This is a genomic window from Streptomyces ziwulingensis (assembly GCF_039542605.1).
Lineage (GTDB): Bacteria > Actinomycetota > Actinomycetes > Streptomycetales > Streptomycetaceae > Streptomyces > Streptomyces ziwulingensis.
Genome location: NZ_BAABIG010000052.1, coordinates 1 through 26670, shown reverse-complemented (window position 1 = coordinate 26670; position 26670 = coordinate 1). Strand labels below are relative to the sequence as shown.

At 72.8% G+C, this 26670-nt stretch carries 22 protein-coding genes; 6 read left to right on the top strand and 16 right to left on the bottom strand.

Features of this window, described 5'->3' with window-relative positions; all coding sequences use genetic code 11:
* Positions 1–25: 25 nt before the first annotated feature.
* The 5 genes from ABEB00_RS23370 to ABEB00_RS23350 all read right to left on the bottom strand — a co-directional run bounded on the left by ABEB00_RS23370 (position 26) and on the right by ABEB00_RS23350 (position 5596).
* Positions 26–1201 (bottom strand): acyl-CoA dehydrogenase family protein, encoded by a 1176-nt coding sequence (locus ABEB00_RS23370; RefSeq protein WP_345622038.1) that lies wholly within the window; start codon positions 1199–1201, stop codon positions 26–28.
* The gene (locus ABEB00_RS23365; protein WP_345622037.1) at positions 1185–2183 is read right to left on the bottom strand and encodes an acyl-CoA dehydrogenase family protein; all 999 of its coding nucleotides are present in this window, start codon (positions 2181–2183) and stop codon (positions 1185–1187) included. The genes ABEB00_RS23370 and ABEB00_RS23365 overlap by 17 nt, the downstream gene beginning before the upstream one ends.
* Positions 2184–2303: 120 nt before the next feature.
* Entirely contained in the window at positions 2304–3080 is a 777-nt protein-coding gene (locus ABEB00_RS23360; RefSeq protein ID WP_345622036.1) for an SDR family NAD(P)-dependent oxidoreductase, read from the bottom strand.
* A gap of 134 nt (positions 3081–3214) precedes the next feature.
* Complete coding sequence (locus ABEB00_RS23355; RefSeq protein ID WP_345622035.1) at positions 3215–4018, bottom strand: FadR/GntR family transcriptional regulator; 804 nt, start codon at positions 4016–4018, stop codon at positions 3215–3217.
* A 33-nt stretch (positions 4019–4051) separates the two neighbouring features.
* On the bottom strand, positions 4052–5596 hold the full coding sequence (locus ABEB00_RS23350) for a class I adenylate-forming enzyme family protein (protein WP_345622034.1): 1545 nt from the start codon (positions 5594–5596) through the stop codon (positions 4052–4054).
* Between the two features lie 69 nt (positions 5597–5665).
* On the opposite strand from ABEB00_RS23350, the gene ABEB00_RS23345 reads away from it, so the two are divergent.
* The 3 genes from ABEB00_RS23345 to ABEB00_RS23335 are packed head-to-tail and all read left to right on the top strand — an operon-like array spanning position 5666 to position 9038.
* A complete protein-coding gene (locus tag ABEB00_RS23345; RefSeq protein ID WP_345622033.1) occupies positions 5666–6853 on the top strand; it encodes a CaiB/BaiF CoA transferase family protein in 1188 nt (395 codons plus the stop codon).
* A complete protein-coding gene (locus ABEB00_RS23340) occupies positions 6850–7770 on the top strand; it encodes an HpcH/HpaI aldolase/citrate lyase family protein (protein WP_345622032.1) in 921 nt (306 codons plus the stop codon). Before ABEB00_RS23345 ends, ABEB00_RS23340 begins: the two co-directional genes overlap by 4 nt.
* The gene (locus ABEB00_RS23335) at positions 7767–9038 is read left to right on the top strand and encodes an acetyl-CoA hydrolase/transferase family protein (RefSeq protein ID WP_345622031.1); all 1272 of its coding nucleotides are present in this window, start codon (positions 7767–7769) and stop codon (positions 9036–9038) included. The genes ABEB00_RS23340 and ABEB00_RS23335 overlap by 4 nt, the downstream gene beginning before the upstream one ends.
* 66 nt (positions 9039–9104) lie before the next feature.
* Here ABEB00_RS23335 and ABEB00_RS23330 read toward each other — a convergent pair whose 3' ends face one another.
* The 11 genes from ABEB00_RS23330 to ABEB00_RS23280 all read right to left on the bottom strand — a co-directional run bounded on the left by ABEB00_RS23330 (position 9105) and on the right by ABEB00_RS23280 (position 22313).
* On the bottom strand, positions 9105–10544 hold the full coding sequence (locus ABEB00_RS23330; protein ID WP_345622030.1) for an aldehyde dehydrogenase family protein: 1440 nt from the start codon (positions 10542–10544) through the stop codon (positions 9105–9107).
* 1 nt (position 10545) lies between these two features.
* Positions 10546–12246 carry a thiamine pyrophosphate-binding protein gene (locus ABEB00_RS23325; RefSeq protein WP_345622029.1) on the bottom strand — a complete coding sequence of 567 codons (1701 nt, stop codon included), beginning with the start codon at positions 12244–12246 and terminating at the stop codon, positions 10546–10548.
* Positions 12247–12259: 13 nt separating this feature from the next.
* Positions 12260–13204, bottom strand: a complete 945-nt coding sequence (locus ABEB00_RS23320; RefSeq protein WP_345622028.1) for an SDR family NAD(P)-dependent oxidoreductase — start codon at positions 13202–13204, stop codon at positions 12260–12262.
* Positions 13197–15023, bottom strand: coding sequence for a flavin-containing monooxygenase (locus tag ABEB00_RS23315; RefSeq protein WP_345622027.1), 1827 nt, complete (start codon positions 15021–15023; stop codon positions 13197–13199). The genes ABEB00_RS23320 and ABEB00_RS23315 overlap by 8 nt, the downstream gene beginning before the upstream one ends.
* A gap of 54 nt (positions 15024–15077) precedes the next feature.
* Entirely contained in the window at positions 15078–15476 is a 399-nt protein-coding gene (locus ABEB00_RS23310; RefSeq protein ID WP_345622317.1) for an SRPBCC family protein, read from the bottom strand.
* Positions 15392–16477, bottom strand: coding sequence for an aromatic ring-hydroxylating oxygenase subunit alpha (locus ABEB00_RS23305; RefSeq protein ID WP_345622026.1), 1086 nt, complete (start codon positions 16475–16477; stop codon positions 15392–15394). Before ABEB00_RS23305 ends, ABEB00_RS23310 begins: the two co-directional genes overlap by 85 nt.
* Positions 16478–16532: 55 nt before the next feature.
* Positions 16533–17381 (bottom strand): SDR family NAD(P)-dependent oxidoreductase, encoded by an 849-nt coding sequence (locus ABEB00_RS23300; RefSeq protein WP_345622025.1) that lies wholly within the window; start codon positions 17379–17381, stop codon positions 16533–16535.
* Positions 17378–18988: an SMP-30/gluconolactonase/LRE family protein gene (locus tag ABEB00_RS23295; protein ID WP_345622023.1), complete on the bottom strand. Its 1611-nt coding sequence runs from the start codon at positions 18986–18988 to the stop codon at positions 17378–17380. Before ABEB00_RS23295 ends, ABEB00_RS23300 begins: the two co-directional genes overlap by 4 nt.
* Positions 18989–19103: 115 nt before the next feature.
* The gene (locus tag ABEB00_RS23290; RefSeq protein ID WP_345622022.1) at positions 19104–20057 is read right to left on the bottom strand and encodes an acyl-CoA dehydrogenase family protein; all 954 of its coding nucleotides are present in this window, start codon (positions 20055–20057) and stop codon (positions 19104–19106) included.
* A complete protein-coding gene (locus tag ABEB00_RS23285; protein ID WP_345622021.1) occupies positions 20054–21202 on the bottom strand; it encodes an acyl-CoA dehydrogenase family protein in 1149 nt (382 codons plus the stop codon). Before ABEB00_RS23285 ends, ABEB00_RS23290 begins: the two co-directional genes overlap by 4 nt.
* A gap of 46 nt (positions 21203–21248) precedes the next feature.
* A complete protein-coding gene (locus ABEB00_RS23280; RefSeq protein ID WP_345622316.1) occupies positions 21249–22313 on the bottom strand; it encodes a CaiB/BaiF CoA transferase family protein in 1065 nt (354 codons plus the stop codon).
* A 127-nt stretch (positions 22314–22440) separates the two neighbouring features.
* Between ABEB00_RS23280 and acuI the strand changes: the two genes are divergently transcribed.
* From acuI to ABEB00_RS23265, 3 genes are all read left to right on the top strand, one after another.
* Positions 22441–23424, top strand: coding sequence for an acrylyl-CoA reductase (NADPH) (acuI, locus tag ABEB00_RS23275; RefSeq protein ID WP_345622020.1), 984 nt, complete (start codon positions 22441–22443; stop codon positions 23422–23424).
* Positions 23425–23436: 12 nt separating this feature from the next.
* Positions 23437–24633 (top strand): MaoC family dehydratase, encoded by a 1197-nt coding sequence (locus ABEB00_RS23270; RefSeq protein ID WP_345622019.1) that lies wholly within the window; start codon positions 23437–23439, stop codon positions 24631–24633.
* A 104-nt stretch (positions 24634–24737) separates the two neighbouring features.
* Positions 24738–26462 carry a class I adenylate-forming enzyme family protein gene (locus ABEB00_RS23265; RefSeq protein ID WP_345622018.1) on the top strand — a complete coding sequence of 575 codons (1725 nt, stop codon included), beginning with the start codon at positions 24738–24740 and terminating at the stop codon, positions 26460–26462.
* Positions 26463–26670 lie beyond the last annotated feature (208 nt).

Sequence of the window (26670 nt, the reverse complement as noted above, 5' to 3'; positions counted from 1 at the left end):
GCCCCCCACCCACCGCCACGGGGTCCTACCGCCGGGGCAGGCCGAGCACGCGCTCGGCGATGATGCCCCGCTGGATCTCGGACGTGCCTCCGGCGATGGTGCCGCCGAAGCTGCGGGCGTACCGGTTGAACCAGCCGCGGCAGTCGTCGTCGAAGCCCATGTGGTGGTAGGGCGCGGTGGTGGCGGACATGTCCAGGCCGTCCGGGCCGGCCGCCTCCAGAGCCCGTTCCAGAGCCCGCTGCGAGCCTTCCGAGCCGAGCACCTTCAGTACCGACAGGGCGGGCACGTCCTGTTCGCCGCGCGCGGCGCGCGCCAGGGCGGCCGAGCCGAGCAGCCGCAACGCCTGCAGGTCCATGACGAGGGTGGCGTACCAGTCCTTCTGCAGCGGCGTGGCCGGACGGAAGTCCCCGACGGCCCGGGCCATCCGTTCGGCCTCGCCCAGCCACATCAGGGTCCGCTCGTGTCCGAGGGAGCCGCTCGCCACCCGCCAGCCCTGGTTGAGCGGTCCGACCAGGTGGCCGGCCGGGACCCGGACGTCCTCGAAGAAGACCTCGTTGAAGTCCTTGTCGTCGGCGGCGGTGTAGGAGGCGAAGGGGCGTCGGGTGACCCCGGGGGTGTCGGTGGGGATCAGCAGCACGCTGATCCCCTTGTGCTTGGGGGCGTCGGGGTCGGTGCGGACGAAGGTGAGCAGGACGTCGGCGTCGTGGGCACCCGAGGTCCACACCTTCTGCCCGTTGACGACGAAGTGGTCGCCGTCGCGCTCGGCGCGGGTGCGCAGGGAGGCGAGGTCGCTGCCGGCACCGGGCTCGCTCATGCCGAGGGCGGCGGTGATCTCGGCGCGCAGGACGGGCACGGCCCAGCGGTGTTTCTGCTCGTCGGTGCCGAAGGAGAGCAGCGAGGCGGCGATGATGCCGACGCCCTGGGGGTTGTAACTGTGGCAGATGCGGCGCCGGGACAACTCCTCCAGGTGCACGTACTGCTGGATGACGCTCGCGCGCCGGCCGCCGAACTCCGGTGGGTTGCCCGGTAGCAGCCAGCCCTGGTCGAACTGCAGGCGCTGCCAGCGCCTGGCCCAGGCGGGGATGTGCGCGCTGGAACGGGGCCGTTCGGCGGCCTCCGCCTCGGTGGGCAGGTTGGCCTCCAGGAACGCCGCGAACTCGGCCCGGAAGGTCTCGACATCGGTGTCAAAGGTCAGTCGCACGGCACTCCTCGGCTATCAGCGCCCGGTGCTCGGCGGCACCGCCGAGCATCAGCTCACCCGCCTTCGCCCTCTTGACGGCGAACTGGAGGTCGTTCTCCCAGGTGTGGCCCATCGCCCCGAAGAGCTGCACCGCGTTGCGGAACACCAGGGCCTGGCACTCGCCCGCCGCGGCCTTCGCCATGGAGGCGGCGAGCCGCCGTCGCGGGTCGTTCTCGGCGATCGTCAGCGCCGCGAAGTACGCGAGGGCACGCGCGCGTTCCACCGCCACGTGCATGTCGGCGGCCTTGTGCTGCACGGCTTGGAACGAGCCGATGGGGGCGTCGAACTGGCGCCGGACACGCACGTGGTCCAGGACCATCTCCAGGGCCCGGCGACAGGCGCCCACCATGGTCAGGGCCATGCCGGTGACGGCGAGGTGCCGGGCCCGTTCCGGATCGGCGGTGGTCCGGGACCATTCGGTGACCCGCACCCCCGGGAAGGTGACCTCCGCGAGGTGCAGGACGGGATCGAAGGCGGCGACGCGTACCGCGGTCACCTCGGTGGCGGGCACCACGAAGACGCCCGCACCGGTCACGACGGCCAGCCGGTCGGCCCGGTCCCCGTCCAGGACATGGCGGGCGGTGCCCTCCAGGAGCCAGCCGCCGTCTGCCGGGCGGGCGGTGACCCCGGTGTGGACCGCGGTGCCGGACTGCCGCGGGTCGTCGAATCCCGGCGCGAGGGGGGCGAAGCGGCTCATCGTCGCGAGGAAGGGTGTCGGGTCGGTGACCCGGCCCAGTTCCTCCAGGACGATGGCGAGTTCGACCATGTCGGCGGGGTCGGTCAGTTCGGTCCAGCCCAGGTCGGTGCAGACGCGCCACAGCGGAGCCGCGTCGGCGCCGTCGTCCACGATCCCGCGGACCAGCGCCGGCGGGCACTCCTTGAGGAGCGCCTTGCGCACGGTGTCCTGCCACAGCCGTTGCTCGGCGTCGAACTCGAACAGCATCGGTGCCTCCGCTGCCGGTCTCCCGGTCCGCTTCAGCGCGAACCATGGGTGAGAATACCATTCTCTCCCAGTGAAACTAAGAGAATCGCACGACACCCTGACCGACTCAGCGCGCGGTCTTCAGCGCGCGGTCCAGCCTCCGTCGACGACGACGGTCTGCCCGGTGACGTAACCGCCGGCGTCGCCGGCCAGCCACAGCACGGCACCGACGATGTCGTCGGCGCTCCCCTCCCTCGGCAGCGGGGTGTGGCGGCGCAGGTAGCCGGCGGCGCGCTCGCTGTCGTAGAGCGGGCCGGTGATCTCGCTGCGGAAGAAGCCGGGGGCGACCGTGTTCACCCGGATCGAGTGCCGCGCCCACTGCACGGCGAGTTCGGCGGTCAGGCCGGAGAGACCGGCCTTGCTCGCCGCGTAGGACGCCTGCGGGATCCCGGGGATGCCCACCCGGCCGCTGATGGAGGACACGTTGACGATCGAGCCCCGCCCGAGGGCGCACATGTGCGGGAAGACGGCCTGGGCGAGCAGGAGCGGGGCCACGAGGTTGAGTTCGAGGGTCCGGCGGACCGCGTCGAGCGGCTCCGCCTCGGCCCGCTCGGTGGTGAACATGTTCCCGGCGGCGTTGACCAGGATCTCCGGCCGGCCCAGACCCTCGGCCACGGCCGGCACCACGGCGCCGAGCCGCTCGGGGTCGGCGAGGTCGCAGGCGACGGCCAGGCCACCGATGCCATCGGCGAGCTGGGCCAGCCGGTCCCGGCGGCGGGCCACCACGGCGACCCGGGCGCCGGCGCCGGCCAGCGCCCGGGCCACCGCCGCGCCGAGCCCGGACGAGGCGCCGGTCACGATCGCCACCCGGCCGTCGAGAGCGAACATCCGGGTGGTGGGATCGTGTTCCGGCGTCATACGGCCTCCCGTGTCGCGTGCGCCTCCGGACGGACCACGCGCGTGGCGCCGTACCGCCATCCTCGCAAGGATGGTGATGATACCGCCGCCGTCCGCTGACGGCACGGGCCGACCGGAACGGGCCGCCGCACATCTCAGCTCCGGCGGAACCGGGCCCGGCTGCGGGGGGACGCGGCGTCGATCACGCGGTCCCTGAGCGTGCGGCACACCCAGCGCTGGGTGGCCGTGAGGTGCTCACCGGCGATCCTGGCCGCCTCCTCGGCGTCGCCCCGCGCGATGCTCGCCACCAGATGCTCGTGCGCGCGCTGCGCCGCGGTGCGGTCCTTGCGGGACGGGTAGGAGCCGCGTGACATCTGGCTGTCGGCCCACGCCTCTTCCTGGACGGACCAGAGCGAGGTGAGGCTCGTGACGACGACGCGCAGCGTGGCATTGGGCTCGAACCCGACCAGGGTGTCGTGGAATTCGCGCGAGGCGCGGGTGAACGCGGCGCCGTCGCCCAGACACTGCTCGCTCCGCTCGAGCAGCGCTTCCAGCGGCGGCACCACGGCCCGCCCGCGGTCCGCCCGCCCGGCGCAGTGCCGCGCGCACAGCGGTTCGAGGGTGGCGAGGGCGGCACCCAGATCGACCACCCCGACCTGCAGCGACTGCAGCGTCAGCCCGAGGGCGTACCCCGCCGTCCCGACGTCCGGGGCGTGCACCGTGGCCCCGCCGCGGTTGCCGCGCCGTACGGTGATGAAGCCCTCCGTCTCGAGGATGCGCAGCGCCTCCCGGACCGAGGGGTAGCTGACGCCGAACTCCGCGACCAGCTCGTCCTGTTTGGGCAGGGTCGAGCCGTCGCCGATGCCGCCCGCCAGGATGCGGTCGCGCAGCGCGGCGGCGACCTGTTCCGCCATGCGCATCTGACCGATCTTGGGGTGCTCCGTCCGCAAGCTTTCCATGATTGTGAGGCTAGCAGTGAAAGCCCGGGGCCCTCAGGCCCCGCCGGGGCGCCGGCCGGGTCCGGCGGCGCCGTCGAGCAGCTCGGCCAGCCCGGTCCGGCGTACCTTGCCCATGGCGTTGACCGGCAGGGCGTCGACCTGCGCCCAGAACTCCGGGACCTTGTACGGTGACAGCTCGCGCCGGCACAGTGCCGCGAGCGCGCGCAGGTCGAGCGCGAGGCCGGTGCCCTCCACCACGGCGGCCACCCGCTCCCCCAGCCGCTCGTCGGGCACGCCGCACACGGCGACCCGTGCGACGTGCGGGTGCGCGGCGATCACGCGTTCCACTTCGAGCGGGTAGACGTTGGCTCCGCCCCGGACGATGACAAGCTTCCTGCGGTCGAGGACCGTCAGCCATCCGTCGGCGTCCACGGAGCCGATGTCGCCGGTGGCGACCGGGCCGGGGGCGGGCGGGCGGACGCCGCCCCGCTCCCAGTGCCCGAGCATCGGTGTCCACGCGCCCGCCCACGGTCCGGCGGCGGCACCTTCCAGGCGCAGTTCGCCCGGCTCTCCCGCGGGCAGGCGGCGCCCCGTGTCGTCGTAGGCCGCGACGTCGTAGTGCGGCAGCACCCGGCCGCTCGTCCCCGGGCGCCCCGGCCCGCCGGGTGGGTCGATCGACACGACGGCCGGCGCCTCGGTCAGACCGTAGGTGGCCCGGGGCACCGGCCCGTGCGTGTCGGCGAACGCCCGGCGCAGGGTGTCCGGTGTGTCGCCGCCGCCGCTCCAGACCTCCCGCAGCGGGCCGAGGTCCAGGTCCGGGCGGCGGACCAGGTCGTGGAGCTGGGCGGGGGCGCCGTTCCACACCGTGACGCGCCGTGCGCAGATCCAGTCGGCGACGCCCTCGACGTCACGCCGGTCCATGAGCACGCAGCACCCGCCCGCCTGCGCGGTGAGCAGGGTGGACAGCACCATGAGGTTGAGGACGGTCAGCGGGAAGCTGTCCCCCTTGCGCAGACCGGGTCCCCAGCCTCGGGTGGCGACCAGGACGGCGCCCGGCAGCAGCAGGTTGCGCTGGCTGTGCACCACGGCCTTGGGACGCCCCGACGTCCCGCTGGTGAACGCGATGGCGGCCGGCGCGTCCAGGTCCTGCTCGACCCGGGGAGCCGGGCCGGCCCGGGCAGTCGCCGCCCGCCACCGGTCGGGGTCGACGCGCACGCGTCCCTCGACCCGGCAGCGCGGGCCGGCCAGCACGACCGCCGGCTCGCACAGATGGCACAGCTCCTCCTGCTCACCCGCCGTGAGCACCTCACCCATCCCGGCCCAGACGGCCCCGACGCGCTGCGCGCCGTGGAAGGCCGCGACGATGTCCAGGTCGTTGGGCAGACAGGCCACCACCCGGTCACCGGGACGCACTCCGAGCGCCCACAGCGCGCCCGCCGCGCGGTGGGCCCGGGCGTCGAGCCGGGAGTACGACCAGACGCCCGAGGCCGCCTCGACCGCCGGGGCGTCCGGTCGGCGGTCGAGAGCCGCCTCCAGCACCTGGGCGATCGGGCGGAGTGCGGCCGGTGCGGCGGGAGTGTCGGTGCGGCGGCTGCTCACCCACCCTTGATATCACCATCCTTGTAATGTTTCTATCTTTATAAGAACGCCGCTCGGACGGAGATGCTGATGCCAGGCACAGGCCCGTTGTCCGAGGTGCGTGTCGTCGATCTGACCGCGATGGTCATGGGCCCCTACTGCACCCAGATCATGGCCGACATGGGCGCCGAGGTGATCAAGGTCGAACCCCCGGGCGGCGACGACACCCGGCACATCTCGGTCGGACCGGAACCCGGGATGGGCGGGGTCTTCGTCAACGTCAACCGCGGCAAGCGCAGCGTGGTGCTCGACCTGCGGTCCGCCGCGGGCAAGGAGAGTCTGCGCCGGCTCGTCGAGCGCTGCGACGTGTTCATCCACTCCATGCGCGCCCGAGCGATCGACCGGCTCGGATTCGGCTACGCGGCGGTCTCCGCCGTCAATCCCTCGGTCGTGTACACCAATTGCTACGGCTACGGCCGTCGCGGGCCGGACGCGGACCTCACCGCCTACGACGACACCATCCAGGCGGAGTGCGGACTGGCGTACGCGCAGCAGCGGCTGACCGGTGAGGTCGGCTACGCCGGCACCGTCCTGGCGGACAAGGTGACCGGGCTGACGGCGCTGTACGCCACCATGATGGCGCTGTTCCACCGCGAGCGCACCGGCGACGGCCAGGAGGTCGAGGTCGGCATGTTCGAGGCGATGGCCGCCTTCATGCTGGTCGAACACGCCAACGGCGCCCTGTTCAGCCCGCCGCTGGGGGCCGCGGAGTACCCGCGCGCGGTGACACCCCGTCGCAGGCCGTACCGCACCAGGGACGGCCACCTGTCCGCGCTCGTCTACAACGACAAGCAGTGGTCCGCGTTCGTCGGCGCGGTGCGGCCGGCGTGGGCCGGTGCGCACTTCGCCACGCTGGAACAGCGAGCCCGCCGGATCGACACCGTCTACGGCCTGCTGGCGGAGACCTTCCTGGAACGCACCACCCTGGAGTGGCTCACCCTGCTGCGGTCACTGGACATCCCGGCCGCACCGGTCAGGGATCTCGACGAGCTGTTCCACCATCCACACCTCGACGCCACCGGGTTCTTCGAGACGGTGGACACGCCGAACGGGCCCGTCCGCTTCCCCGGCCCGCCGACCTGGTTCTCCCGGACTCCGGGACGGGTCGCCGGGCCCGCGCCCCGGCTCGGTGCCCATACCCGGGAAGTGCTGGCGGCACTGGACGTACCCGCCGAGTCCGGCCGGACCGGCCGGACCGACGAAGGGAAGAGCGGATGACCCCCACACCGGAACCCCCCACCACGCGGTCCCGCGCCGCACGCTCCTGGCTGTTCGCGCCGGGCGACAGCGAGCGCAGGACGGAGAAGGCCGCCGCCGGCCCGGCGGACATCGTCGTCCTCGATCTGGAGGACGCGGTGGCCGAGGAGGGCAAGCCCGGGGCCCGGGCGGCGGTCGCCGCCTTCCTCGCGTCCCGGCCGCCCCAGGAGCGTCGGCGGTTGTGGGTGCGGGTCAACCCGCTGGACGGCCCCCATGCGCTCGCCGACCTGGCGGCGGTGATGCCCGCACGACCAGGGGGCATCATGCTGCCGAAGTCACGCGGGCGTGGCGATGCCGAGGTGCTGCACCACTACCTGTCGGCCCTGGAGGCGGCCGGCGGGCTGGAGCAGGGCTCGACCGAGGTCATCGTGCTGGTGACGGAGACGGCCGAGGCCGTGTTCACCACCGGCACCTACCGGGGTGTGCCCAGGGTGGCCGCCCTGACCTGGGGCGCCGAGGACCTCGCCGACTCGGTGGGCGCGAGCGGGAACCGTCGTGCCGACGGGAGCTACGGTTTCACCTACGAACTGGCCCGGAGCTGCTGCCTGCTGGGGGCGGCCGCCGCGGCCGTGGCCGCCGTGGACACCATCCAGGGCGACTTCCGCGACCTGGAGGGGCTGCGCCGGCGGGTCGGGCAGGCCCGCCGTGACGGCTTCAGTGGCATGCTCGCCATCCACCCCGACCAGGTGGAGGTCATCAACACCGCGTTCACGCCCACCGCGGAGGAACTGGCGTCGGCCCGGGAGATCGTCGACCTCTTCGCCGCCCGCCCGGGGGTGGGGGCCGTGGGCCTCCGGGGCGCCATGCTGGACCATCCCCATCTGGCCCGCGCCCAGGCGCTGCTGGCGTCGGCGGCCGCGTCGGGCAGGCAGCGGTGAGTCCCGCCTCGGACGCGGGCTCCCTGGACCTCGGCCGGTTCCTGCGCCCGGGCGATTCCATCGTCGTGGGCCAGGCCTGCGGCGAACCGACCACCCTGGTGACGGCTCTCGTCGAGCAGGGACGTGACATCGGCGGACTCTCGGTCTTCATCGCGACGAGTTTCTCCGGTCTGTTCACCCCGGCCGCCACCGAGAGCTTCGCGTTGACCAGCATGGGGGCGATCGGCGCGCTGCGTGCCGTGGCGAAGGAGCACAGGCTCGGTGTGATCCCCTGTCACGTCAGTCAGGTCGGTCCGCTGATCGAGGCCGGCACCATCGGCTGCGATGTCGCCTTCGTACAGGTCAGCCCGCCCGACGCCGCGGGCAACCACAGCTTCGGGCTGGTCAGCGACCATGTGCGGGCGGCCGTCACGGCGGCGCGCGTGGTCGTGGCGGAGGTGAACGAACAGGTGCCCTTCACCCGGGGGGAGCTGCTCGCCGCGGACCGCGTCGACCACGCCGTGCACGTCTCCTGTCCGCCGGTGCGGGTGGCGCCGGGGCCCGGCCGCGCGACCGACGAGGCCATCGCCCGGCACGCCGCCGACTACATCGAGGACGGCGCCGTCCTGCAGACCGGGGTCGGCGGGGCCGCGGACGCCGTCCTGCGGCTGCTGCGCGACCGCAGGGACCTCGGCGTGCACTCCGGCATGGTGGGTGACGGCATCGTCGAACTGGTCGAGGCGGGCGCCGTCACCAACGCGCGCAAGCCCATCGACCGCGGCGTCTCGGTCACCGGCGCGCTGATCGGCACCGAGCGGCTCCGCGAGTTCGCCCACCACAACCCGGGGCTGCGGATGTGCCCCACCTCCTACACCCATGACGCGGCCGTGCTCGCGCGGCTGGACCGGCTGGTGACCGTCAACTCGGCCGTGGAGGTGGACCTCACCGGTCAGGTGAACGCCGAGCAGAGCGGCGCGGCCTATCTGGGCGGGACCGGCGGCCAGGCGGACTTCGTCCGGGCCGGCGCCAGGTCACCCGGCGGTCACGCCCTCATCGCCCTTCCCGCCACGGCCGCGGGCGGCACCGTCAGCAGGATCACCGCCGGGCTCCGCGGGCCGGTCACCACCTCGCGCAGTGATGTGGACGTGATCGTCACGGAGTTCGGCGCGGCCGAACTGAAGGGCCGGAGTCTTCCGGAGCGGGCCCGCCGGATGGTCGCCGTCGCCCATCCCCGGTTCCGGGAGGAGCTGGCACGCGCGGCGGACGCCATCGGGCGAAGGGGGTACTGAGAGCTCCGGACCGAAGGGGAGTCCGCTCAGCGGGCGCCGCCCCTGCGGTCCGGAGCCCCAAGCCGGTCAGCCCGGCCCGGCCCCGGCCGGCGCGTAGCCGAGGATGCCTTTGACCTCCAGGTAGTCGTGGAAGCCGAACTCGCCCCACTCGCGCCCGTTGCCGCTCTTCTTGTAGCCGCCGAACGGGCAGCCGAAGTCGAAGCCCTCGTTGATCGCGATCCAGCCCGCGCGAATCCGGCGGGCCACGTCCCGGGCCGTGTCGAGGTCCTGGCCCGCCACATGGCCGGCGAGGCCGAACTCCGTGTCGTTGGCGAGCCGGACGGCGTGGTCCACGTCGTCGTAGCCGTGCAGGGTCAGCACCGGGCCGAAGATCTCCTCGCGGGCGATCGCCATGTCCTGGGTGACGTGCGCGAAGACGGTGGGTCTGACGTAGTAGCCCCGCTCCAGCCCCTCGGGGCGGCCGGTCCCCCCGATCACCAGCGTGGCTCCCTCCTCGATGCCTCGCCGGATCAGCGCCTGGACCTTTTCGAACTGGGCCGCCGACGACACCGGCCCCATCATCGCGTCCCCCCTCGGATCCCCCACCGTGACCCCCGACGCGGCCTGCCGGGCGAGGCCGACGGCCTCCTCCATGCGTGCCGCGGGGACCAGCATGCGGGACGGCGCGCTGCAGGTCTGTCCGGAGTTGCCCATCAGGGCGACGACGCCCTTGCCGACGTTCCGGGCGAAGGCGTCGTCGTCGAGCACGATGTGGGGACCCTTGCCGCCCAGCTCCTGCGTCACCCGCTTCACCGAGGGCGCGGCGTTCGTCGCGATGTCGATGCCCGCGCGGACCGAGCCGGTGAAGGAGACCATGTCGACGTCCGGGTGGCTCGCCAGCGGCACCCCGACTCCGGGGCCGTCGCCCTGGACGAGGTTGAAGACGCCGGCGGGCACCCCCGCGGCGTGCAGGACCTCGGCGAAGATCTGTCCGGTGAAGGGGGACTGCTCCGACGGTTTGAGCACCATGGTGCAGCCGGTCGCGAGGGCGGGGAACACCTTGACGGCGATCTGGTTCAGCGGCCAGTTCCAGGGGGTGATCAGACCGCAGACACCGATGGGTTCCCGGACGATCAGGGTGGCGCCGCGCTGTTCCTCGAAGGCGAAGTTCCCGAGGATCTCGATCGCGGTGGTCAAGTGGCCCAGACCCAGTTGTACCTGGGCGCCGTGCGCCAGCGCGGTGGGGGCGCCCATCTCCTCGGTCAGCGCCTCGGCGAGGTCGTCGGCGCGCTCGCGGTAGGCGTTGAGCACCTCGTGGAGCACGGTGAGCCGGTCCTTGACGGCGGTTGTCGACCAGCCGGCGAACGCCTCGCGTGCCGCGGCCACCGCCCGGTCCACGTCCGCCGCGGAACCGGCCGCCACCCGGCCGCAGACCCGCTCGGTGGCGGGGTTCACGACGTCCATGGTCCGCGGCTCGGCCGGATCGGTCCACCGGCCGCCCACATACAGCTCAAGGTGTTCGCGCATGTCACTGTGTCCCTTCCGCGTACCAGGTCCGGAACTCCGCGTACTGCGGCATCTCCTCCGAGTTCGCCTTCGGGTCCACCGCCACATGGATGACGGACGGCTTGCCGCTCGCGAAGCCACGTGCGACGGCGGGGGCGATGTCCTTCTCGTGCTCGACGTACTCGCCGTGGCAGCCGAAGCCCTCGGCGACCTTGTCGAGGCGGGTGTCCTGGCTCCAGTGCGTGCCCGTCTCCAGCGACCCCTGGCCGAAGGTGCGCTTGTAGACGCCCACTTCGAGGCCCCAGGCGTGGTCGACGCCCACGACGCAGACCAGCGGCAGTCCCAGCCGGGCCGCCGTCTCCAGCTCGGCGATGTGGAACAGGAAGGAGGAGTCCCCGGTGATGAGCATCAGCGGCCGCTCGCGGCCCTGGGCCACCGAGGCGCCGATGGCGTAGGGCAGCCCGGTGCCCAGGTGGCCGAAGTTCTGGTTCCAGAGCACGTCGTGCGGTTTCGCCTGGTTGTAGCTCCAGCCGAAGATGGTCGTGGCCCCGCCGTCGCGCACCATGATGCCGTCCGCCGGGAAGGCTCGTGTCGCCTCGACGATCAGCCGTGCGGGGTGCACGGGTGACATGCCGGAGGGTGCCGATTCGGCCGCCTCGGCGAGCTGGGCCGCGTCCTGCCCGATCCAGCGCTCCAGTTCCGGCGTGGGGGTGCGCGGTGAGTCCTTGAGCGCGTCGACGAGCTGGGGCACGATCGCGCGCAGATCTCCCACCAGCGGTACGTCGACCGGCCGGTTCACCCCGACGGCCTCGGGGTTCCGCTCGATCAGGAGCCAGGTGCGGTGCGCCTCGTTGGCGGCCCAGTGCCGTCCGCGCCCGTAGTGGACGGGCTCCCCCAGTTCGGTGCCGATGGCCAGGCACAGGTCGGACCGCTCCACGGCGTCGACCGCCGCCGTGGAGAAGCCGTAGGGGAAGGTGCGGTCCTCCAGTCCCTCGATGAACGACGTGCCCCCCGACGTCTGGACGACGGGGCAGGCCATCAGGCCGGCGAGGGCCCTGACCGCCTCCCCGGCGCGGGCCGTGTGGACGCCGTGGCCGACCAGGAGGATCGGCTGCCGTGCGGAGCCGATCGCCGACGCCGCCTCGGCGACGCGGTCCGCGCCGGCGCTCTGGCCGACCAGACGGTAGGTCTCGGGGGGCGCCGCGGGCGGTACGTCCAGCTCCTCCTGGATCACGTGGGCGGGGTACTCGATGTACACCGGGCCCGGTGTTCCCGACAGCGCCCTGCGCAGGCCCTCCCGTACGACCTCGTCCGTCTGGTCGGCGTATTCCAGGGAGGCGCAGTATTTGACGGAGGGGGCGAACAGCTCGGCCTGGCGGACGAACTGGATGCGGCCGCGGCGCACCCGTTGCTCGGTGACGCGGGCGCGCTGACCGCCCAGGAACACCACCGGCGAGCCCTCGACCTTCGCGCACATCATGGCGGGGGCGAGGTTGGCGACGCCGGGGCCGAGGGTGCCGACGCACACGGCGGGCCCTCCAGTCATCCGCGTCACCGCCTCCGCCATGAAACCGGCGGACGCCTCGTGGTGGGGGGCGACGACGGTCCAGCCACGCTCCTCGGCGAGCTGGAACATGTGCACGAAGTTGGGGTCGGGGATACCGAAGAGGGTCCTGACGCCCTCGGCTTCGAGGAGTTCGACGACGCGCTCGTACACCTTCATGTCCGGTCCGCCTTCATGACTCGCTGGCCCGCGTGGCCCGCGCGGCCATCGCGAAGCTGTTCCTGATGTGGTCGGTGTGCGCCGACGGCACGACCGGCAGGACCCACGGGGTCCCGGGGTCCCGGATGGCGTCGGCCTGTTCGGCGATCCGCTCGATCGACCACGACGGCCGGTACACCCCGGGTGTCTCGGCGACGAAGGCCCGCGCCACCCGGCCGGCGATCGACACGAGCATCTCCCCGGTGACCGAGCAGGTCTCGTGGGCGAGCCAGCCCACGGCCGGGGCGGTCAGTTCCGGGCCCATCGGCGGGTAGCCGGAGACGTCGATCCCGTCGGCCATCCGGGTCACCGCGGCGGGCACGACGACGTTGCACCGCACGCCGTGCGCGGCGCCTTCCAGGGCGACGACGTTGGACAGCCCGATCACCCCGGCCTTGGCCATGGCGTAGCCCGCGACGCCGTGGTTGCCGTACAGACCGCCGATCGACGAGGTCAGCACCACCCGGCCGTAGCCCGCCTCGCACATCGGCGCGAAGGCCGGCCGTACGACGTGGAAGGCGCCGCGCAGATGGACGTCCAGGACGGCGTCCAGGTCCTCGTACGTCATCTCCGTCAGCGGCGCCGTCCGGACGATGCCGGCGTTGTGGATGAGGACGTCGATCCGGCCGTAGTGGTCGAGAGCCGCTGCGACGATCGCGCGGCCGCCCTCGGGTGTGGCCACGGACTCGGTGCAGGCCAGTGCCCGGCCGCCCGCCGCCGTGATCTCCTCGGCCACCTCGTGGGCCGGACCGGTGTCGGCGCCCTCCCCGCGCACGCTGCCGCCGGCGTCGTCGACGACCACCTTCGCCCCCTTCGCGGCGAGCAGCAGCGCGTAGGCGCGTCCCAGGCCCCGGCCCGCACCGGTGATGACGGCCACCCGGTCGTCGAACCTCAGCTCCTCGGCGACGGGTTCAGCCATCGAGGACCAGTCCTGCCATGCGCCCCGTCCCCCGCCATGCCCGCAGCAGCTCCTCCATCGCGTAGAAGCCGGGCCAGTAGGGCTCACCGAGGTGGGAGCGGATCGTCCGCTCGCCCTCGTTGTTGTAGTAGCCGGGGGTGCACTCGCGCTGGAAGTCCGTGTGGCCGGCCACGCTCTCGCGTACGGTCGCGCACCACCGGTCCTGGGCCTGTGCGGTGGGTTCCACGGTGCGGGCGCCGCGGGCCAGGGTCTCCTTGACGATGTAGGCGATGTGCTCGGCCTGTTGCTCGAACATGGCGGTCGTGCTGGCGGTCACACCGCCCTGGAGGAAGCCGGTGAAGAACTGGTTGGGGAAGCCGTGGCTCATGACGCCGTGCAGGGTGCGGTAGCCGTCGGCCCAGTGGTCGTAGAGGGACAGGCCGGCCCGGCCGGTGAACGGCTGGATGCCGAGCCGGCGGTCGAGGTCGGAGGTGATCTCGAAGCCGCTGGCGAAGATGACGCAGTCCACCTGGTGTTCGGTGCCATGGGCGAGGATGCCCCGCGCGGTGACGCGCTCGACGCCCTTGGTGCCGGAGACATCGACGAGGGTGACGTTCGGGCGGTTGAAGGCGGGCAGATAGGCGTCGTTGAAGCAGGGCCGCTTGCACAGGAAGCGGTAGTAGGGCTTGAGTGCCTCGGCCGTGGCGCGGTCCTCGACGAGGGCGTCGACGCGGTCGCGCAGCCGCTGCATCGCGCGATGGTCCTGGATCTCCCGCAGTGCGGCGAACTGCACCGGGTCGGCGAGCGCGGCCCAGCCGTCGGTGGCGTCCAGATGCGCGGCGAGGTTGCGGCTGACCTCGGTCCAGCCGTCGCAGACCAGGTCCGGCTGGCCCGGCGCGAACGCCTCGAACGCGGCGGTGTGGAAGTTGCGCTGCCGCTCCCGCTGCCAGCCCGGCCGGAGCGTCGCCGCCCACTCCGGGTCGGTGGGGACGTCGCCGCGTTCGTCGACGTACGACGGTGTCCGCTGGAAGACGTACAGGTGCCGGGCGTGGCGGGCGAGGTGCGGGACCACCTGGATGCCGCTGGCGCCCGTACCGATGACGGCGACCCGCTTGTCGGCGAGCCCGTCGAGGCCGCCGCTCATGTCGCCACCGGTGTAGGCGTAGTCCCAGCGTGCCGTGTGGAAGACGTGTCCCTCGAAGTCCGTGATGCCGGGGATGCCGGGGAGCTTCGGGCGGTTGAAGGGGCCCTGGCACATGACGACGAAGCGGGCGCGCAGGTCGTCCCCCCGGTCGGTGCCGACACGCCAGCGCTGGATCGACCCGTCCCAGCGCAGTGCGCGGACCAGGGTGCTGAACAGCGCGTTCTCGTAGAGTCCGAAGTGTTTCCCGATGCGCCGGCAGTGCTGGAAGACCTCCTGCCCGAAGGCGTACTTCCGCTCCGGCAGGTAGCCGGTCTCCTCAAGCAGGGGGAGGTAGCAGTAGGAGTCGGTGTCGCACTGGATGCCGGGGTAGCGGTTCCAGTACCAGGCGCCGCCGAAGTCGCCGCCGAGTTCGACGATCCGGACGTCGGTGACGCCGGAGCGCCGCAGCCGGGCCGCGGTGACGAGTCCGGCGAAGCCGCCGCCGAGGACCACCACGTCGACGTCGTCCGCGACGGGTGGGCGGGGCGCGGCGGGGGTGTACGGGTCGGCGGTGTAGAAGTCCTCGAACTCGTCCTCGGTCACCACGTACTGCCGCTGGCCCTCGGGCCGCAGCCGTCTGTCGCGCTCGGCCAGATAGCGGGCCCTGAGGGCGCCGGGGTCGATCTCGGGGGTCCGGGTGGGTGCGCAGTGCTGCATGCGAGTTCCTCGCGGCTTCTCGGCGGCTTCTCGGCGGTGCGGGTGGTCCGGGGTTCAGGCCGGCTCGCTCGGCGCACCGGTGCCCATGTAGGACGCGAGGTTGTGGTGCAGGTTCACCACGCTGCGCTCGCGGTAGGGGTTGGGCTTCGGGCCGGTGAATCCCCGCGTCTTCATGCCCTGCTGGACGGCGGCCATGTTGGTGAAGTCCTGCGGCAGCACCGTGCGCCAGTCCGGGTCGTCGGCCGGCGTGTACACCCACTCCGTGTGCGGTTCCTCGCCCGGCGGGTACAGCTCGTACACGGCGACCTCGAAGACGCACTTGTCGGGATCGTAGCCGTGGGGACGGGCGGCGTAGCACAGCATGTTGTTCAGGGCGTGCCCGATCTGGAAGTTGGGAAGATCTGCCAGGCGGTGCCGCTCTTCGCGACGTGCGCGGGGTCGACGGTGGGCCAGACCACACCGCGTTCGGCGTCCTTGCGCCGGGCCGTGTCCAGCCAGTGTTTGAGCACCTCGGCGGCGGTCGCCTCCCCGGGGACCTCGTCGGCCAGGCGGTTCGCCGCGTCGACCAGGGTCCGGGTGGTGTTGGTGTTGGCGTTCGCCCAGGTGAAGTTCTGCAGTTCGGCCGTCGACTCACGGGGGTCGGTGCCGCCGCCCAGACGGAGCTTCGCCTGGTTCTCGTCCAGGCCCTTGGGGGCGTCGTAGCCGATGTTGCTGTGCCTGCCCTGGGCCCTGGACCAGCCGAGGAAGCTGCCGAACCGAGTGAACTCGGGGTGCGTGTAGGGGACGTGGTAGGTCTCCATGAACGCTTCGAGGGCGGTCTTCCAGTTGCAGTCGAAGACGAGCCAGCGGCGCCAGCGGTAGCGCATGTTCTCCAGGTGGAAGGGGTCGAGCAGGGTGGCCGCGGGTTCCAGGTAGTCGCGCAGGGGCTCGCAGTCCGGGTCCATGGTGATCCAGATCCAGCCGCCCCAGGTGTCGACCCTGACCTCGCTGAGGCCGGCGGCGGTCTCGGACAGACCGCGGGGCCAGTCCTCCCGCTCGGGCACGTGGGTGCACCGGCCCTCCAGGTCGTAGCGCCATCCGTGGAATCCGCAGACGAACCCCCGGCCCCGGCCGCGGGCGTCCCGCTTGCCGGGCGGGGTGTCCAGGAGGCGCCGGCCGCGGTGCGAGCAGACGTTGTAGTAGGCGCGGATCGTGTCCGGCGCGGTGCGCACGACGATGACCGAGTCGTCGAGGATGTCGTAGGTGAGGTGGTCGCCGGTGGCGGCGAGTTCCTCCACCCGGCCGACCTGCTGCCACACCTTGGCCCACAGTCTGTCCCGTTCGGCTCGCGCGTATTCCTCGGACAGGTACGCCTCCACGCCGATCGTCAGCGGCCGGGACAGCGGCTCGGCCGTCGCGGAATCCGTGTCACTCGTGTCACTCGTGTCGTCGGTGCGGTGGGGTTTGTCGCTCATGACGTTCTCCAACCCGCGTCGGGAGATGGCCGGCAGCGGTTCTCCGGTTCGGTGGTCAGCGCGTTATCGCGGCACGGAAGGTGTCGTCCTTGAGGAAGAGGGAGGTGTTGTCGGCGGCCAGGTGGGACCACTTGAGGTGCAGGCCGCCGTCGACCAGGACGGTCTGGCCGGTGATGTAGGCGGAGAGGTCGGACAGCAGGAAGAGGATGGCCCCGGCCTGTTCCTCGGGCCGGCCCCGTCGTCCCATGGCGATGGCCCGGCGGTCGCGTGCGGGGTCGTCGTCGACGTACGTGCCCGAGGCCGGGGTCTCGGTGACGCCGGGTGCCACGGCGTTGACCCGGATGCCGTGGGCGGCCAGCTCGACGGCCAGCGTGCGGGTCGCCGCCACCAGCGCCGCCTTGGCGGTGCCGTAGGCGATGTGCAGCGGCGCCGTGTTCATTCCGCTGATCGAGGAGAGCGAGACGATCGATCCCGGCCGCTCCCGCGCTCTCAGCTCGGCGGCGACGGCCTGGCTCATGAAGAACATCGTCTCCAGGTTCTGGGTGAACAGGCTCCGCCAGTGCGCCCGGGTCACCCGGGTCGACGGCATCCAGGTGGAGGGGGCGGCGCCGCCGGCGACGTTGACCAGTCCGTACAGGTCGCCGCCGACCCCTGCGGCGCGGTCCAGCACGGTCGCGATGCCGTCGTCGGTGGCGGCGTCGGCCGCGACCGGTACGACCGGCAGACCTTCCGCCGCGAGGGGTCCGACGTGTCGCGCGAGGTTCTCCGGCGACCGGCTGACCGCGATCACGGTCGCGCCCGCGCGGGCGACCATGCGCGTCACGGCGGTGCCGATGCCACCGCCGCCCGCGCCGGAGACGATGACGACGCGGCCGTCCAGAGCGAGCAGGTCCTGCTGTGTCACGGTCGGTTCGTCCCTTCTCGGCGCAGCGCCAGGACGCTGCCCTCGGCGTCGGCGGAGAGGTAGAGCGTGCCGTCCGGTCCCGCGGTGATCCCCGCGAAGGGGCCCTGCGGGCCGGAGAAGGGAGGCAGTCCCTTCAGCGGCTTGGGCGTCACCCCGGGCGGGGCGCCCACCGGAAGGTCGCGGGCGAGGGTGTGCCGCGCCCGCGTCTCCAGGTCCACGGCGGTCAGCGTCCTGGCCGCGGCGTCGACGACGTGGAGCCGCCCGTCCCGCACCAGGATGCCCTGGGGCTCGCCCAGTCCGTCGACCACCGTGTCGACGCCGGAACCGGTGATCCTGACGATCCGTCCGGCGCCGGCCTCGGAGACGAAGCAGGTGCCGTCCGGGCCCAGCGCCACGCCGAGCGGCCGGTCCAGGCCGCAGGCCAGGACGTCGACCCGGCCGGACGTGAGGGACAGCACCCGTCCCGCGCCGAGTTCGGCGGCGAGCACGGCGCCGTCCGGCGTGACCAGTACGCCGTAGAGCTGATCGAGCCCCTCGGCCAGCACCTCGCTCTCCGCCGCGGCGGGCCGGTACCTCGCGATCTCGCCGTTGGCGGTGGTGACGACGAACTCGCCCCCGCCGACGGCGGTCACCCCGCGCAGGAAACCCGGATAGCCGGGGCTGAACAGCATGCCCAGCGTCCGTGACGTCCCCGCGGGGGTGAGGGCGTAGAAGAAGGTTCCGTCGGCGGCGTACAGGACGCCGTCGTCGTCGACGGTGAGATCCAGCGGCCAGTTCAGGCCGCCCGGCAGGGTCGTCCGGGTCTCCCCGCCGCCGAGGATCTCCGTGATCTGTCCCGTGAAGTGCGAGACGAACAGCCGCTCGCCCACGAAGGTCAGGTTGTCGAGCCCCGGGGCGAGCGCGGCGAGCACCGTGCGCTCACCGGTGCGCGGGTCGATGCGCAGCACCTCGCCGGTGGCCGCCTGGGTGGAGACGAGGAACCCCGCGGAGTCGAACTTCACGGCGTCGGGCACTCCCAGGTCGCCCACGACCCGCTCGGGCTCGCCGCCGTCCGGATCGACGCGCCAGATGTCGTTGGTCCCCATCACCGGGTAGTACAGGAGGCCGTCGGGTCCGCACTCCATGGCGTTGAGCATCGCCGCGCCGTCGAGCAGCACCCGGGGGGCGCCGCCGGCCGGGTCGAGTTCCAGCAGGCGCCCGCCGACGCGGGACTCGCCGACGAACAGCCGCCCCCGGTGCACGGTGATGCCGTTGGCGCTGGGGACGTCGTCGCGCAGCACCCGCGTACGGCCGTCGGTGCCGCGCACGCTGACCCGTCCGTCCATGACTTCGGTGGCGTAGAGGTTGCCCCGGTCGTCGAAGGCCACGTCGTCGGGGGCGACGATCTCGCCGCCCTTGGCGCTGATGGTCTCCAGCCGTCCAGTCGCCACGTCGAGCGCGCTGATCTGGCTGCCGGTCACCTGCGCGACGTAGACGCGGCCGTCCGGACCGGTGCGCAGCCCGTTGGCGCCGAAGAGCCGGCTCGGCGGGGTGAGCCGTTCCAGGCTCCATCCCTCGGCGAGTCCGATGGAGGTGGTGCCGGTATGGCGCGCCTCTTGCAGGGACATTGTTCGGACCCCCGGAATATGTCGCCGCATGGAATCGCGAATGGTCTATGCACTATGCGAGAACGTCACTCTCCTCATGAATGTAGCCGGGCCTCGCACCGGAGACAATAAATGGTTATGAGAAATTCTTTTCACCCCCGTCGTCGAACAGTCCGGGCAGCCCTCCGTGTCGCACCAGTGCGGCCAGCCGGTCGCGGGTGGCGGACAGGCCCAGCGGCAGCCGGCGCACCGGCCGGCTGTAGCGCGACAGCCAGGACAGCACCGCCTCGTCGCAGAATCCGAAGGCGCCGTGCAGTTGGTGGGCGACGCGGAAGACGGTCCGCGCCGCCTCCAGCGCCGCCAGTCGCAGCGCGAGGGCGTCGGCGAGCGCGTCGGCCGGGGTCGCCGACAGGCTCCACAGCGTGTACTTCGCGAGCATCTCCAGGCCGGCGCGCTCCACCTCGGCGTCGGTGAGCTGGAACCGCACGCCCTGGAAGGCGGCGAGGGGCCGGCCGAACTGGGTGCGGGTCCCGACGTGCCCGCGGGTGAGGTCCATCGCCCGGTCGAGCATGCCGAGCAGCGTCCAGACCGGCAGGACCAGCCCCAGGGCGGCGTCCGCCGACCCGGCGCGGTCGGTCCGGGTCAGGTCGAGGCCGGTGACGAAGGCCGAGTCACGGGGCCCGGCGCCGTCCGGCACCGCGACGGCACGGCTGCGGGTCCCGTGCAGGGTCACCGCCACCCAGCGCAGATCGAGTCCGGCCACCGGACCGGCCGGGACCGCGTCCGCGACCACCAGCAGTCCGTCGGCGTCGAGGTCGGGGGGCCGGGACAGGCGCTCGGCGACCGGGTAGGCGACGGCCCAGTGGCCGGCGGCCCGGCACAGCGCGGCCGCCGCCTGGAGTTCGTCGGCGCTGCCCCGGACGTCCAGTTCCCAGGCGCCGAGTTCGGCCAGGACCGGCGCCACGAGCTTCTCGCGGTGTTCGGGTGCCTCCTCGGCCCGCTGGACCAGCGTGTCTCCGCCGGCCGCCGCCAGGGCCCGCGTCGCCTGCCGGCCGTACTCGGTCGCCTCGGGGCTCAGATCGGTGTTCACGAGTCGGCCAGCAGGGTCCGGGCCAGCAGGATGCGCTGCATCTCGACGCTTCCGGAGGCGATGGTGGACGCCTGCGCGTAGCGCCAGTGGTCGTCCACCGCGCGCCGGAAGCGGCGGCCGTCCGCGTCGGTGGGCGGCACGTGTCCGGCGATCTCCACGAGCACCTCGGCGCTGTCCTGGTCGAGCCTGGTGACGGCGATCCGGTAGGCGGCGGTGTCGGCCGGGCTCACCGTGCCCCGGTCCTGCAGCGACAGCACACGGTAGGCGAGCAGCCGGGCCCGCCTGCAGTGCACCAGCATCCGCGTCCAGCGGCCCCGCAGCTCCGCGGCCAGGGTGTCCCAGGCGTCGCCGAGCGCGGCGGGAGCGGCTTGGAGGAGGCGCTCGCAGCGGGCGTACCGGGCCATGCCGACCCGTTCGAAGGCGAGCACCTCCCGCACCACGCGCCAGCCGTCGTCCACGGTGCCGAGCACGTCGGCGGCGCCCACCCGGACGTCGGCCAGGAAGAGTTCGTTGAGGTGGTGCGGCCCGAGCATGCTGCGGATGGGCCGGACCTCGACACCCGCCCGTTCCATCGGCACCAGGAAGACCGTGAGCCCGTGCTGCTTGCGCTCCCCCGACGAGGTGCGGACGAGCAGGAAGCACCACTGGGCCATCGTGGCGTAGGAGGTCCAGATCTTCTGGCCCCGCACGCGCCAGTCGTCCCCGTCCCGCCGGGCCGTCGTGCGCAGGGAGGCCAGATCGGACCCGGCGTCCGGTTCACTGAAGCCCTGGCACCAGATCACCTCGCCGCGGGCGATCGGCGGCAGGTGGCGACGCCACTGCTCGGGCGTGCCGTGCCGCATGACGGCCGGCCCCACCCAGTTGACGCCCATGTACTGCGCGCCCCGGGGCTCGTGGTGCGCCCACATCTCCTCGCGGACGACCGTCTGCTCCCACACGGAGGCGTCCCGGCCGCCGAACTCCCGCGGCCAGGACGGACAGAGCAGTCCGCGGTCGGCGAGGACCCGGCAGAACCGCTGGGTGACCTCCAGATCCGCCGGGTCCTCGGTGAACGCACCCAGGAAGTCGGGCGGGACGTGCTCGCGCACCAGCTCACGCAGGTGGGCCCGCAGGCCGGTGGCGGCGTCCTCCATCCGGAAGTCCATGGCGCCAAGGTAGAGCAATCCTTGTAAGGATTACCAGTCTTGTGCGTCAGGCTTCCGAGGGCGCGGCCGCCCCGCCCCCGTCCTCGGCGCCCGAGCCGTCCGCCCCGTCGGGAAAGCGCGGGGCGGGTGCCGCCTGCAGGACGCCACCTCGGCGCAGGTAGGTGCCGCGCGCGGCCAGGTGGGGGTGGGCGGCCGCTTCCTCGAAGTCGAGCACCGGCGTCACACAGGCGTCGGTGCCGGTGAACCGCGCCGCCCACTCGTCCCGGCCCCGGGTCGCGAAGATCTCGGTGAAGCGGCGCCGCAGCCGGGGCCACCCCGTCCGGTCCGACTGGTCCGGCAGCGGCTCGCCGGTCAGCCCGAGACCGCGCAGCAGCGCGGCGTAGAACCGCGGCTCCAGGGCGCCGACGGCGACGAAGCCGCCGTCCGCGCAGATGTACGTGTCGTAGAACGGCGCCCCGCCGTCGAGCAGGTTGGCGCCCCGCTCGTCGGTCCACTCGCCGGAACCGCGCAGCCCGAGCACGAACTGGCTGAGCAGCGCCGCACCGTCGACCATGGCGGCGTCCACCACCTGGCCCCGGCCGGACCGCTCCCGTTCCCAGAGCGCGGCGAGGACGCCGGCGACGAGCAGCATCGAGCCCGCGCCGTAGTCCCCCACGAGGTTCAGCGGGGGCGCCGGGGGCTGCCCGGACCGGCCCGTCGCGTGCAGCACGCCTGACAGGGCCAGGTAGTTGATGTCGTGTCCGGCCTCGTGCGCCAGCGGGCCGTGCCGGCCCCAGCCGGTGATCCGGCCGTACACCAGCCGGGGGTTCAGCGCCCGCAGTTCCTCGGGCCCGGCGCCGAGCCGTTCCGCCGCACCGGGCCGCAACCCCTCGATCAGCACATCCGCTTCGCGCACCAGCCCGGACAGCCTGTCGCGGCCCGCCCCGGTCCGCAGGTCGAGGACCACGGCGCCGCGCCGTCCGCGCAGGGTGGGGTCCGCGCCTCCCCCGCCGAGCGACAGCCCCCGGCGACCGGGCGGCCGGTCCACCCGCACGACCTCGGCGCCCAGGTCGGCGAGGACCATCGCCGCGTGCGGAGCCGGGCCGAGACCGGCCAGCTCCACGACGCGCATACCGGACAACGGACCGCTCCTCATTCATCCCCCTCTTCTCGGGTTGACGTCCTCCACCCCCTATGGAAGCATCATCTCATTCTTGAGAATTGCATTCTCACCACATTGTCCGAAAGGCGGTCACCGGATGTTCTCGGCGCTACTGATCGAGAAAGGTGAGGCCGCTCAGACCACCACGCTGACGAAACTCGAGGAGTCGCGCCTACCGGTCGGAAATGTCCGCGTCGACGTGGAATATTCGACGCTGAATTACAAGGACGCGCTCGCCGTCACCGGAACGTCCCCCGTGGCCCGTACGTTCCCCCTGGTGCCCGGCATCGACCTGGCGGGGGTCGTCACCGACAGCACCCACGCCCACTGGAGGCGGGGCGACCGGGTGATCCTCAACGGCTGGGGGGTGGGCGAGAGCCACTGGGGAGGTCTCGCCCAGGCGGCACGCCTCGACGGGGACTGGCTCGTCCCGCTCCCCGCCGCGTTCACCTCACGGCAGGCCATGGCGATCGGCACGGCCGGCTACACGGCGGCTCTGGGGGTGGACGCCCTGCTGGCTGCCGGCGTCCGTCCGGACCAGGGGCCCGTGCTGGTGACGGGGGCGACCGGTGGTGTGGGCGGCGTCGCGATCGCCCTCCTGGCGAAGGCCGGCTTCGAGGTGACCGCCGCGACCGGGAAGGCCGCGGAGGCCGAGTACCTGCACCGGCTCGGCGCGGCGGAGGTGCTGGACCGGGCCGAACTCGCCGAAGCCGGCCGACCTCTCCAGCGGGAACGCTGGGCGGGCGTGCTCGACTCGGCCGGCAGCCACACCCTGGCCAACGCCTGCGCCCGGACCCGCTACGGCGGCACCGTCGTCGCCTGCGGCCTGGCCCAGGGCATGGACTTCCCCGCCTCCGTCGCCCCGTTCATCCTGCGCGGAGTCTCGCTGCTCGGCATCGACAGCGTGCGGGCACCGACCGGACCGCGCGGGGCCGCCTGGAACCGCCTCTCCCGGGACCTGGACCCGGCCGTGCTCGACACGATCGCCCAGGAGATTCGCCTGGGGGACGCGATCGGCGCGGCGAAGCGGCTCATGGCGGGCACGGTGCGCGGCCGCATCGTCGTCGACGTCAATCGATAACCGGGAGTACACGTGAGTGAGAAGTCCGCCGCGGCGCAGGCCGCGCACCTCGATCTCGCCGACGTCGAGCACCGCGTGGGCACCCTCGTCGGCGGAGGGCAACTGTGGGAGCCGTGCGCCGCCTCCGACATCCGTCGCTGGGTGATGGCCATGGACTACCCCAGCCCGCTGCACTGGGACGAGGAGTTCGCCCGCGGCTCCCGCTTCGGCGGCCTGGTGGCACCGCAGTCCATGGCGGTGGCCCTCGACTACGGGCACGGCGTGCAGCCCGCCTGTGTGGGCCGCGTCCCCGGCAGCCACCTGATCTTCGGAGGCGAGGAATGGTGGTTCTACGGCTGTCCCGTCCGCCCCGGGGACACGCTGTTCCAGGAACGGCGCTTCCACGACTACACGGTGGCGGACACCAGGTTCGCCGGACCCACCATGTTCTCCCGCGGGGACACGACCCACACCAACCAGCACGGCACCCTGGTCGCCCGCGAACGGGCGACGGCGATCCGCTATCTCGCCGACGAAGCGGAGCGACGCGGCCTGTACGAGAGCCGGATCGGCCCCGTGCGGCGCTGGACGGAGACGGAACTCGCCGGGATCGACAAGCTCCGTCACGCCTGGCTCCTGTCGAACCGGACGGGCGAGTCACCCCGCTTCGGGGAGGTCGGCGTCGGCGACGCACTGCCGCGCCGCGTGCTCGGCCCGCACAGCATCGCGAGCTTCACCACCGAGTACCGCGCCTTCCTCTTCAACATCTGGGGCACCTTCCACTGGGTCGCGCCCCCCGGTGTCGACGATCCGTGGATCAACCAGGACCCGGGCTGGGTGCGGGGTTTCTCCTTCGACGAGGAGGGGGCGCGGATCGACCCGCGGCTGCGCGACGGCCTGTACCTGGGCCCCTCCCGCGGCCACGTCGACGCCGGCAAGGCGGGCCGGGTCGGCATGGCGCGCGCCTACGGATACGGCGCGACGATGGGTGCCTGGTGCACCGACTACCTCGCGTACTGGGCGGGCCACGACGGCATGGTGCGCCACACGAAGGCCGACTTCCGCCTCCCGGCCTTCGAGGGCGATGTGACGTACTTCGACGCCGAAGTCGTCGGCCGGCAGCCGGACTCCCCGTGGGGCGTGCCCCTGGTCCAGGTGCGGCTGCGCCTCACCAACCAGGACGGCGGTGTCCTGGTGGAGTGCACGGCCGAGGTCGAACTGCCGCGGTAGCGACGGCAGTCCCGACCGGTCACGGTCGGAGCACCGCCGACAGGCCCCCGCAGCGGACCGCAAGCGGTTCGGAAGCGAACCGGACGAGAAGAGGACGGTGGGCGATGGGCGCCCGGGACGACTCTCCACCCGTACGGCCTCCCTCCCTCGTGTCGGGCCCCGCGCTCGGCACCGAGCCGGGGCTCGGGCCGCTCACCCTGCCCGGTTTCCTGCGCGAGGTGACACAGGCGTACGGCGACCGCGAGGCGCTCGTGCTGGACACGGCGGGCGACGGCACCCGCTGGACCTACGCCGAGCTGTGGGAGCGTTCGGTCGAGGTGGCCCGGGCCCTGCGCGCCTGTGGCGTGGGGCGGGACGGCCGCGTGGGCGTGCTGATGACGAACCGTCCCGAGTGGCTCGCGGCGGTCTTCGGCACCTCGCTGGCCGGGGGCGTCGTGGTGGCTCTCAGCACGTTCTCGACCCCTGCCGAACTCGACCACCTGCTGCGGGTCTCCGGTGTCGGTGTACTGCTGTTCGAACGGGGCGTGGCGCACCAGGACTTCGCCGAGACCGTCCTCGGTCTGGCACCGGAGATCGGCCGGGCCGCGCCCGGCTCGGTGCGGTCGGTCCGGTACCCGTACCTGCGCCACCTGGCGGCCGTCGGTGAGGCCGTACCCGGGACAGCGGTCGAGAGCTGGGACGCCTTCCTGGCACGGGGCGGGTCCCAGCCGCGCGAGCTGATCGAGGCGACCGCCGACGCGGTGCGCCCCGGCGACACGGCCGTCCTGTTCTTCTCCTCGGGCTCCACGAGCCGGCCGAAGGGCATCCTGAGCGCGCACCGCGGTGTCACCGTCCAGTTGTGGCGCTTCAGACGCATGTACGGCTTCGGTCCCCGGGACGGCATTCGCTGCTGGACGGCGAACGGCTTCTTCTGGTCGGGGAACTTCGCCATGGCGCTCGGCACGACCCTCGCCGGCGGCGGCTGCCTGGTGCTGCAGCGGACCTTCGCCGCCGCCGAGGCACTGGAACTCATGCACCGGGAACGGGTGAACTTCCCGGTCGCGTGGCCGCACCAGTGGGCGCGGCTCGCGGAGGCGCCCAACTGGGACCGGGTGAACCTCAGCAGCATGCGCTACGTGGACTCCGGCACCCCTCTGGCGCGTCACCCCACGGTGTCCACCGAGTGGCGCGAACCCGGGCATGCCTACGGCAACACGGAGACCTTCACCCTGACGACGTGCTACCCGGCCGACACGCCGCCCGAGGTGTCCGCCGACAGCAGCGGCGAGGCACTTCCCGGCGTGACACTCAAGATCGTCGATCCGCTCACCGGCGCGGTGGTGCCGCGGGGTGAGCGCGGGGAGATCTGCGTCAAGGGCCCGACGCTCATGCTGGGTTACCTCGGTACACCGCTGGACGAGACGCTCGACGCCGAGGGCTTCTTCCGCACCGGCGACAGCGGGTATCTGGACGACCTGGGCCGGCTCTTCTGGGAGGGCAGGCTCACCGACCTCATCAAGACGGGCGGCGCCAACGTCTCGCCGCAGGAGGTCGACGAGGCGCTCGCCGCCTGTCCCGGGATCAAGGTGGCGCACACCGTGGGCGTGCCGCACGACACCCGCGGCGAGGTCGTGGTGGCCTGCGTCGTGCCGCACCGGAACGCGAGTCTCGACGCCGCCGCGGTCCGCGCGTTCCTGGGCGAGAGGCTGGCGGCCTACAAGGTCCCCCGGCACGTGCTGTTCTTCCGCGACGACGACCTCGCGCTCACCGGCAGCGCGAAGATCAAGACCAGTGAACTGCGCGACCTGGCGGCCCGCCGGCTGCGGGCGCGGCGGCAGCCGGCGCCGTGACCGGCGCCGAGCCGACGCACCCGTCGGCCAGGACCGCGTCGCGGGCGCCGCCCCCGCGCACGGCGCTCCCGACAGGCGGGCGCGGACCACGGCCACGCCTCGCCGACGCGCCGGCCGGTCCCCGCCCGCCCCTCGGATCCCCTTGCCCCCTGGGCATGCCGCGAACCTGAGCCCCGTTATGTTTTTCGTGGTCCTGCAAGAGGGCCGC